This is a genomic window from Puerhibacterium puerhi (assembly GCF_009846865.1).
Taxonomy (GTDB): domain Bacteria; phylum Actinomycetota; class Actinomycetes; order Actinomycetales; family Cellulomonadaceae; genus Puerhibacterium; species Puerhibacterium puerhi.
Genome location: NZ_WUWN01000077.1, coordinates 1 through 5,868, shown reverse-complemented (window position 1 = coordinate 5,868; position 5,868 = coordinate 1). Strand labels below are relative to the sequence as shown.

The following is a 5,868-nucleotide window of genomic DNA, read 5'->3' as shown; positions in this document are numbered from 1 at the left end:
CCAACGTGCGCCACGAGCACGAGTGGCGCGTGTGGGCCGAGCGCACCCTGCCCGAGGGCAAGGTCATCCTGCCCGGCGTGGTCTCCCACGCGACCAACGTCGTGGAGCACCCCGAGCTGGTGGCCGACCGCATCGAGCGGTTCGCCCGCCTGGTCGGCCGCGAGAACGTGATCGCCTCCACCGACTGCGGCCTGGGCGGGCGCGTCCACCCCCAGATCGCCTGGGCCAAGCTCGAGACCCTCGCCCGCGGCGCCCAGATCGCCTCGCGCCGCCTGTGGGGCTGAGCGCGGCGCTCAGCGGATGACGCGGACGTTCACCGGGTAGCGGTACGGCTCGTACCGCGAGGCGGCCACGGCGGCGATGATCGAGAAGACGATCGAGCAGACCCACACGCCGAAGAACGTGACGAACCCGATGAGCACGGCCATGAGCGGGATGCTGACGAGGTAGCCGATCGCCAGCGTGATCTGGAAGTTCACCGCCTCCTTGCCGTGCTGGTCCACGAACCGGCTGCGGTCGCGGAACACGAGCCAGATCACCAGCGGCACCAGGAACGACAGGAAGACGCCGCCGAGGTGGGCCAGGATCGCCCACGTCCGCTCGTCGCCCTGCGTCATCGGCTGCGGGCCGTAGCCGGCGTAGGGCTGGCCGGGCGGCGCGCCGTACGGAGGCTGCTGACCGTAGGGAGCCCCGGCGGGGGGCTGCTGACCGTAGGGGGTCCCGTACGGCTGCTGCGGCGCCCCGGGCCCCGGCTGCGACGGCTCGGGACCCTCCGGCGGCACGGGGCGGTCGGTGGGCTCGGACACGATGCCTCCCAGGATCGTCCGGTGGAGCGGGCCGCGGCTCGGACCCCGCCCGTACGCCCAACCTACGTCGGGGCCGCCGTCCAGCGGGGGATCCGAGCGCCGCCTTGTCCGCGCCCCCGCAGCGCGGAAGAGTGGCACGCGGGGGGTTTGCACCGTCGCAACCACGTGGGGATCACCATGAGCGAGAACACCGGCGGCGTGCCGCCGCACGACCCGTCCCAGCCCGAGCCGCCGCGGCCCGGGCAGCCGCCGCCCGGCTTCGGCGCCCCCGGACCGGGCCAGGCGCCGGGGTACGGGCCCCCGGGCACGGGCCAGCCCCCGTACGGGCAGCCCGGCATGCCGCCCGCGTCGCCCGTCCCGCCCGCGGCGGGCTACGGCGGCTACGGGGGCTACGGCGACCGCTTCAACGCCGGACCGGTCTCGGCCGGCACGGGCTACTCGTGGTCCTGGTCGACCTTCGGCCGCAGCGCGGGCTGGTGGATCCTCGCGACGCTGATCGTCGGCGTCGTGGCGGCCGCCGTCCAGGCCCTCACCAGCGCCCAGGTCCGCGACACCTTCTCCGCGGTGTCCGGGGCCGACCCGGAGGAGCTGCGGACGGCGGCCGCCGCCGCGATGACGTTCGGCGACCTGCTGCTGTCCGCGCTCGGGCAGATCGTCGCGTTCGTCCTGTACGCGTTCCTCGTCCAGGGCGCGGTGGTCGCCGCCCGCCAGGGGCAGGTGCGCCTCGGCGACTTCTTCCGGCTGCGCAACGCGGGGAACGTCGTGCTGCTGTCCATCCTGCTGGGGCTGATCGACCTCGTGCTCGGGCTGATCCCGCTCCTCGGCTGGATCCTCGTGCTGGCCGCCGGCTACCTGCTGTTCTACGCGGTCTACTTCGTGGTCGACCAGGGGGCCGACGCGATCGCGGCGATCCGCTCGAGCATGCAGCAGGTGTCCGGCAACGTCGGGGTCACGCTGCTCGCCGCGCTGCTCGGCGTCGTGACCATCGTCGTCGGGGCGCTGCTGCTCGGCGTCGGGCTGCTCGTGGCCGTCCCGGTCGCCGTGCTGCTCGGCGCGTACGTGCACACCCGCCTCACGCAGCGCAGGGTCGCCGTGTGAGCCGCCGCGCGACGGCGAGGCCCCTCAGGCGGTCACGAAGTCGATGAGCTCCTCGACCCGCCCGAGGAGGGCCGGGTCGAGGTCGCGGTAGTCGCGCACGCTGCGCAGGATGCGCTGCCACGCGCGCGCCACGTCCGCCTGCGCGTCGGCCGGCCAGCCGAGCTCCCGCAGGATCCCGCGCTTCCACTCCGTGCCCCGCTCGACGACCGGCCAGCGCTGCAGCCCGAGGCGCTCGGCCTTCACCGCCTGCCACACGTCGACGTACGGGTGCCCGAGCACCAGGACGGTGCCGGCGGGCACGGTGCGCAGCGCCGCGTCCGCGAGCCGCTGCTCCTTGGACCCCGGGACGAGGTGGTCGACGAGGACGCCGACCCGGCGCTCGCGCGTCGGGCCGAACTCGGCGAGCGCCTCGGCCAGGTTGTCGACGCCGTCGAGCATCTCCACGACGACGCCCTCGACCCGCAGGTCGTCGCCCCAGACCTTCTCGACGAGCTCGGCGTCGTGCTTGCCCTCCACCCAGATCCGCGAGCCGCGGGCCACCCGGGCCCGCTGGCCGTGCACGGCCACCGAGCCCGACGCCGTGCGGCCCGGCGCGACGGGGGCGCGCGAGGTCACCGGCGGCGTCAGCACCACGGGTGCGCCGTCGACCCAGAACCCCGGGCCCAGGGGGAACGACCGCGTGCGCCCGGCGCGGTCCTCGAGCACCACCAGGTGCACGCCGCCGGACTTCTCGACCCGCACGACGGCGCCGACCCAGCCGGTCAGCACCTCCTCGACCACGAGCCCCGGCTCGGCGGCCTGCGGCCGCGAGGTGGGCCGGGCGCGGTGGTGCTGGACGGCGTTCACCCGGCCGGGGGCGTCGGAGGAGGCGAGGACGTCGGAGCCGTAGCGGTCGTGCACGACGGCGAGCCTAGGGCGGCGCCGCGCGCCGTCGCCCCGTGACACGCGCGGGGCGCTCGGGACCCGCTCAGCCCGGCAGCGCCCCGGAGCGCGCCCGGACCGCCGCCTCGGTGCGGCTGGTGACGCCGAGCTTGCGCAGGATCGCCGACACGTGCACGGACGCGGTCTTGCGGCTGATGAACAGCCGGTCGGCGATCTGGCCGTTCGTGAGCCCCTCGGCGACCAGGTCCAGCACCTGACGCTCGCGGTCCGTGAGGCGGCCGGGCTCGCCGCCGCCGTCGCGACGCTCGGGCGTGGCGAGCCCGGCGCCTGCCGCCCGCGCGCGGGCGACGACGAGGCCGCAGCCGATCGCGGTGGCGGTCGCCGTGGCCGCGGCGAGCTGCTCGCGCGCCGCCGGCCGGTCCCCGGCCGCGAGCAGCGCCTCGCCCTGCCGCAGCAGCGCGTACGGGCGCAGGTGCGCCGGGCCGTCGGCCTCGGCGACCGCCGACCACGGCCCCTCGCCGAGCTCGGCGGCGAAGAGGGCCGACCACACGCCGGACGTCGGCCAGCCGGCGCAGTCGGCCAGCGCGCGCCGGAACGGTTCGTCGTCCACCTCCCGGCCGGCGGCGCGGGCGCGGGCGACGGCGCGGCCCGCCACCCCGAGCACCGGCAGGCGGTAGTGGCCGCCGAGGGCACCGCCGGCTGCCGGCGCCACGGCAGCCAGGGCGGCGTCGACGTCGTCGCGCTCGAGAGCCAGCTCGGCGAGCGTGCCGCTGACCCGCGAACGGATCTGCATCTCGTTGCGGGCGTGCTGGAGCCACAGGCCCTGGCGCGCCCGGGCCATGGCCTGGGCCTCGGCCACGCGGCCGCGCCAGAGCGTCAGCCAGGTCCACCGCTCGTGCAGGTAGACGGCGAACGTGCTGGGCGAGACGAGCGGCACGGACCGCTCGTACCAGGCGTCCGCCTCGTCCCACCGGCCGAGGGCCAGGAGGGCCTCGGCGGCGTTGCCCTCCAGCATCGCCCGGATGCCCCAGCCCGCGCCCTGGCGCAGGGCGAGCTCCGCCCCCTGCGACGCGAGCTCCAGCGCCCGCGTCGCGTCGCCGAGCTTGACGTACGCGTCCGAGGCGTTCGTGTAGTACCGGCTGACGGCGAACCAGTCGTCGCCCGCGAGGCGGCGCGCCTCCTCGAGGTCGGCGGTGGCGCCGAGGTCGCCGCGGTTGATCCGGCTCATGGCGCGCACGTTCACCAGCACCGACGCGGTCGCGGCGTCGCCGGCCGCGCGGGCCGCCGCGAGCCCGGCGGACGCGGCCTCCTCGGTCTCCGCGTGCCGGCCGGCCAGCATCGCGGCGCGCGCCTTGACCAGCAGCAGCTCGGCGCGCGCCGCCGGGTCGTCGTCCGGGACCAGCTGCAGCGCCTCCTCGAGCAGCACCCGCCCGTGGTCGTCGCCGGTGCGTCCCGTGTAGTAGCTGACCGCCGCCAGCACCCGGGCGCGGCCCGACCGGTCGCCGGCCGGCCACTCGGCGAGCGCCTCGCGGGCCACAGCGAGCGCGCGGTGCAGGTGGGTGGAGGCGTGCAGCGTGTCGGCGAGGCGCCGCAGGAGCTCGTGGTGCGGGATGCCGGCCACGGCCTCGGCGTCGGGCACGAGGTCCCACAGCTCCAGGGCGCGCTCGCCCAGCGTCAGCGCGGACTGCGTCGCCGCGTCGGCCTCGGCCGCGGCGTGCCCGGCGACCGCCGCCGCGAGGGCGCGGTCGAGGACGCGTGCGCCCCACCAGTGGTCGGCGATCTCCGCGAGCCGCGCCAGCGTCGCCGGCCGTGCCTCGAGCGCCCGGGCGTACGCGGTGTGCAGGCGGCGGCGCTCGCCCGGCAGCAGCTCGCCGGCCACGGCCTCCTGCATGAGGGCGTGGCGGAACCGGTAGCCGTCGGCGTCGGCCCGCAGGACGCCCGCGTCGACCGCCGCGCGGGCCGCCTCCTCGGCGGCGGTGAGCGCGTCCTCGCCCAGCGCCGCCGCCAGCAGGTCGTACGGGGCGCGCTGGCCCGCCGCGGCGACGGCGCGGCAGAAGGCCCGGGCGTCGTCACCGAGCCGCAGGTAGCGCAGCAGCAGCAGGTCGCGCAGCGACTCGGGCACCGCGGTGCCCGCCGCGCCCGCCAGCTCCTCGACGTAGAAGGGGACCCCCTCGCTGCGCTCGACCAGCTCGTCGAGCGGCGCGCCGGGCCCGGCCAGCGCGCGGGCGAGCTCCACGACCTGGTCGGCGCCGAGCCGGGGGACGTCGAGCTGGGTCAGCGCGCGCGAGCGGGTCAGCTCCGCCAGCAGGGCACGCACCGGGTGGCGCCGGTCGGCGTCCTCGCTGCGGTAGGTCGCGACGACCAGGAGGGCGGCCCGTGCCGCCACCCGGGCCAGCCGGGCCAGGACGGTACGGGTCGCGTCGTCGGACCAGTGCAGGTCCTCGAGCACGACGACGACGGGGCGCCGCGCCGCGAGGGCGACGAGGAGGTCGACGAGCGCCTCCGGGGCGCGCCCGGCGTCGACGCCGGGGCGCACCTCCACGAGCCCGGGCGCCACGGCACCGAGCGCGTCGGCGGCCGGCCCGGCGGCGTCGAGCACCGCCCGCGGGCCGAGCGTCTCGACGGCGTCGTGCAGCAGCCCGGCCAGCGCCGCGAACGGCACGGGCCCCGAGCCCGAGTCGGTGCACTGGCCCCGCAGGACGAGCTCGTCGGCCCTCAGGCCGGCGACCAGCTCGTCGACCAGCCGGGTCTTGCCGATCCCGGCCTCGCCGGCGACGACGACCGCCGATCCCGTCCCGGCGCGCGCCGCGTCCAGGGACGCGCGCAGCCGCGCGAGCTCCTCTGCTCGCCCGACCAGCGGTGCCCGGGTGGTCGCTGCCTCCTGCATGCCGTCATCGTGCCAGCCGGGGGCCGGGCGCGAGACGACCGGCAGCGTCACGCGGCGCGTCGGCGCGGCCGCAGCGCGAGGACCCACCACCGGGTGGTCGGTCGGCGCCCGCGGCGCCCCGTCGGGGCGCTCGCGGCGGCGGGGCGGGCGAGGCCGGCCGCGGCGGCTCGGGCCTCGTCCGCGGCGGCGCGCTCG

The 5,868-nt window shown here is 77.7% G+C and carries 4 protein-coding genes and 1 pseudogene; 2 read left to right on the top strand and 3 right to left on the bottom strand.

All coding sequences use genetic code 11. From position 1 onward, the window contains the following. A pseudogene (locus GSF02_RS18165) lies at positions 1 to 284 on the top strand (epoxyalkane--coenzyme M transferase); the annotation flags it as partial. A gap of 9 nt (positions 285 to 293) precedes the next feature. Here the strand turns inward: GSF02_RS18165 and GSF02_RS18955 are convergent. Continuing rightward, complete coding sequence (locus GSF02_RS18955; protein WP_235915690.1) at positions 294 to 806, bottom strand: DUF4870 domain-containing protein; 513 nt, start codon at positions 804 to 806, stop codon at positions 294 to 296. 177 nt (positions 807 to 983) lie between these two features. Here GSF02_RS18955 and GSF02_RS18155 point away from each other — a divergent pair, with 177 nt between their 5' ends. Then, positions 984 to 1,904, top strand: a complete 921-nt coding sequence (locus GSF02_RS18155) for a hypothetical protein (RefSeq protein ID WP_159798774.1) — start codon at positions 984 to 986, stop codon at positions 1,902 to 1,904. 24 nt (positions 1,905 to 1,928) lie between these two features. Here GSF02_RS18155 and GSF02_RS18150 read toward each other — a convergent pair whose 3' ends face one another. Then, positions 1,929 to 2,804 carry a DUF3097 domain-containing protein gene (locus GSF02_RS18150; RefSeq protein WP_159798773.1) on the bottom strand — a complete coding sequence of 292 codons (876 nt, stop codon included), beginning with the start codon at positions 2,802 to 2,804 and terminating at the stop codon, positions 1,929 to 1,931. Between the two features lie 67 nt (positions 2,805 to 2,871). Continuing rightward, positions 2,872 to 5,673: an ATP-binding protein gene (locus GSF02_RS18145; protein ID WP_159798772.1), complete on the bottom strand. Its 2,802-nt coding sequence runs from the start codon at positions 5,671 to 5,673 to the stop codon at positions 2,872 to 2,874. Positions 5,674 to 5,868 lie beyond the last annotated feature (195 nt).

Excerpts from the sequence above, each read along its gene's own strand:
- GSF02_RS18155 (WP_159798774.1), top strand. The coding sequence starts at position 984 with ATGAGCGAGAACACCGGCGGCGTGCCGCCGCACGACCCGTCCCAGCCC.
- GSF02_RS18145 (WP_159798772.1), bottom strand. The coding sequence starts at position 5,673 with ATGCAGGAGGCAGCGACCACCCGGGCACCGCTGGTCGGGCGAGCAGAG.